We start from the raw sequence: 2,997 nt of genomic DNA on the forward strand, positions 1-2,997 counted from the left end.
GGCCCCGGCTCCCGCGCCTGCCCCGGCGCCCGCGCCCGCAGCGGCCCCGGCCGCCGCGACTCCGTCGTTCGGTCCTGACGCCCCGCCCACCCAGGACTTCATGTACCCGTCGATCGGTACGAATTGCCTCGGGGATGGCACGAACGCCCTGGCCACCGCGCTTTCGGTGGCCGGGCCGGCCGCCATCCCGACACCGGGACCCGGACCGGGCCAGACCGCCTACGTGTTCACCGCCGTCGGCACCCCGGGGCCCGCGGATGTGCAGCGCCTGCCCTTGAACGTCACGTGGATCAACCTCACGACGGGCAAGTCGGGCAGTGCAACACTCAAGCCACGCACCGACATCAACGGGGAAGGCCCGACGACCCTGACCGCCATCGTGGACACCGGCTCGGGCAGCATCATGTCGACGATCTTCGGGCAGGTCACCACGAAGGATCGTCAGTGCCAGTTCATGCCCACCATCGGCTCCACGGTGGTGCCTTAACGGGTTTGCCTCGGCGCGAGCGCGCGCAAATGTACATCGCACACGGCGTGTCGTTGTACACACGCGCGCGCTCGCGGCAAGCCGCGTCGCGTCAGTAGGCCATGAACAAGATGGCGTCCCGGTCGTAATCCAGACCGGGGTGGACGCTGGCCAGGTGAGCCTGAGTCAGTTCGACCAACTCGTCCTCGTCCTTGCCGACGATGGCTTCGCCGCACGGACACGTTATGTGTGTCTTCACGTTGCCGCCTTTCCTTTCGATGCTGCCTTCATCTGCTTCTTATACGACCGCACCTGTCCCAGTGACTCGGCATCGACGATATCGGCGACAGACATCCGCGTGCCCGCTTTGCCGTACTCCCCCGCTGCGGCGCGCCACCCGGTCGGCGTCACTCCGTACTGCTTGCCGAGGAGGGCGAGAAAGATCTTGGCCTTCTGCTCACCGAACCCCGGCAGCGCCTTGAGCCGCTTCAGGACCTCATTGCCGTCGGGGTCCCCGGCCGTCCACAATGCCGCGGCGTCGCCCTCGTAGCGGTCGACGACGACCTGCGCCAGCGTTTGGATCCGCTTGGCCATCGATCCCGGAAAGCGATGCACCGCAGGCTTTTCCGAGCACAGCGCGGCGAACTTGTCCGGGTCGTAGTGGGCGATCTCCGCGGCGTCGACGCCGCCCATCCGATCGGCGATCTTCTTAGGGCCGGCGAACGCGGTTTCCATGGGGATCTGCTGATCAAGCAGCATCCCGACCAGCAGCGCGAAGGGATTGGATTCCAGCAGTGCGTCGGCGGCCGGATCTTGAACAAGCTGCAGTTTCGGCACGCCGTCAGTGTAGGACTGCGTGGCGGTGAGGTAGCCAACCGACCGACCGCCGAACCCGGTGTCGCCACCGTCATCGCACGCCCGGGAGGTACCGCCGCCGAGCGTGCACCCGCAACCTCAACTGGCGGTCGACTTTCCAGCTCGACAGGCTTCGCGGGTCAATGGCCGGTCCGCGTTTGGTGGCTCCGCGGGTCCTTGGTCAGCCCGCCTCGGAGGTCCGCCGACTCCGAGCACGCGGGGAAGTTCGGTAGGTTCCACCGGTCAATGCGTTGACGACACCCCGGCAGCCCAGGGCCCGGCGCGTGAAAATCGTTGAGCCATATGAAAGTCACGGCCCAGCTGAGCAATCTTGGACCGCTCCATCGATCGCAGCGATGTTCGGTGCAGCCGATGACGGCGGGAAAACTCGCTGAAGTGGCGGTGCCGACTGCCGAGAGTGGGAGAATCGAGCGGCAGTCATCCCCGGTGAGGTGGTGGTCATGGGGCACCAGCAGTTGCAGCCCGGTGAAGTCTTTGCCGGTTACCGCATCGAGCGGCTTCTCGGTGTCGGCGGGATGGGCGCGGTCTACCTGGCCCGCCACCCGAACTTACCGAAACTCGTCGCCCTGAAGCTGCTCAGCCGTGCCATGACCGAAGACGACGACGTCCGTACCCGCTTCCTGCGTGAGGCCGACCACGTCGCCCGCCTCGAGCACCCCAATATCGTTGCCGTCTACGACCGGGGTGACCAGGACGGGCAGTTGTGGATCGCGATGCAGTACATCGACGGCTCCGACGCTGCCGCGGCGGTACGCGAGGGGCCTTTGCCCGCGACGCGCGCCGTGCGGATCATCGCCGAGACCGCCAAGGCGCTCGACTTCGCCCACGCCGCCGACGTGCTGCACCGCGACGTCAAACCCGCCAACATCCTGCTCACCCGACCCATCGCGGGTGAGCCCGAACGCGTCCTGCTCGCCGACTTTGGCATTGCCAAGGCCCTCGACGACCGGACCGCGCTCACTGTGACCGGCATGTTCCATGCCAGCTTGCAGTACGCGGCTCCCGAACAACTCGACGCATCGATCACCCTGGATGCTCGCGCCGACGTGTACGCCCTGGGATGCACTCTGTATCACTTGCTGACCGGATCGGTGCCCTACCCCGGGCAAACCCCCGAACAGCTGATATACGGACACCTGCACCAACCGGTTCCACTGCCCAGCAAAAGCCCCACCGCGCGGCAGACCGGCATACCCGCGGCCATGGACGCGGTCATCCAGCGCGCCCTGGCCAAAGACCGCACCCAGCGCTACCCCACCTGCGCAGCGCTGGCCGCCGCCGCCCAACACGCACTGGACTCCACCGGGGTGGAGGCCACTGCCGCGGCCCCGCTCGGCACCGATCCGTCCGAAGGGGTTCCCACCCAGCTGCGCCAGGGATCACCCCCACGCCGGAACCCACCCCCACAACGGGGGGCCGAAATGCCGCCGCCGGCGGCCCGGTCGAAGCGCAAGTGGTTGATCGCCGCCGCGGTGATTCTGCTCGTCGCGGTCGCAGGGGGTGTGCTGCTGTTTCGTAACGTGTTGTCGCCCAAGCCGGCCGGCGCGGAGTTGCTGCTCACCGCGGCCACCGATCCGGGGGTGACTCCGTTCATGCCGCCGGGCAGGCGGTGATAATTCGTTCCGGCCCGAAGCGCACCAGATAGGCTGCCGGCG

General features: G+C 67.4%; 4 protein-coding genes. 2 read left to right on the top strand and 2 right to left on the bottom strand.

Annotated features, from left to right (window positions below; translation table 11 throughout):
* Nucleotides 1–487: Rv1157c family protein (locus AWC08_RS06725; RefSeq protein ID WP_473234611.1), on the top strand; the 487-nt coding region annotated here is incomplete at its 5' end.
* 91 nt (nt 488–578) lie between these two features.
* Here the strand turns inward: AWC08_RS06725 and AWC08_RS06730 are convergent.
* Both AWC08_RS06730 and AWC08_RS06735 read right to left on the bottom strand, forming a co-directional pair.
* A complete protein-coding gene (locus AWC08_RS06730; RefSeq protein ID WP_063892814.1) occupies nt 579–725 on the bottom strand; it encodes a hypothetical protein in 147 nt (48 codons plus the stop codon).
* Nucleotides 722–1,303 carry an HhH-GPD-type base excision DNA repair protein gene (locus tag AWC08_RS06735; RefSeq protein ID WP_069435574.1) on the bottom strand — a complete coding sequence of 194 codons (582 nt, stop codon included), beginning with the start codon at nt 1,301–1,303 and terminating at the stop codon, nt 722–724. The genes AWC08_RS06730 and AWC08_RS06735 overlap by 4 nt, the downstream gene beginning before the upstream one ends.
* Before the next feature lie 479 nt (nt 1,304–1,782).
* Here AWC08_RS06735 and AWC08_RS06740 point away from each other — a divergent pair, with 479 nt between their 5' ends.
* Nucleotides 1,783–2,955 (top strand): serine/threonine-protein kinase, encoded by a 1,173-nt coding sequence (locus tag AWC08_RS06740; RefSeq protein WP_085087528.1) that lies wholly within the window; start codon nt 1,783–1,785, stop codon nt 2,953–2,955.
* Nucleotides 2,956–2,997 lie beyond the last annotated feature (42 nt).

The sequence above is a fragment of the Mycobacterium gordonae genome (assembly GCF_002101675.1).
GTDB lineage: Bacteria > Actinomycetota > Actinomycetes > Mycobacteriales > Mycobacteriaceae > Mycobacterium > Mycobacterium gordonae.

What these genes read in the sequence shown, in the direction of transcription:
- AWC08_RS06740 (WP_085087528.1), top strand. Translation starts at nt 1,783, where the DNA reads ATGGGGCACCAGCAGTTGCAGCCCGGTGAAGTCTTTGCCGGTTACCGC.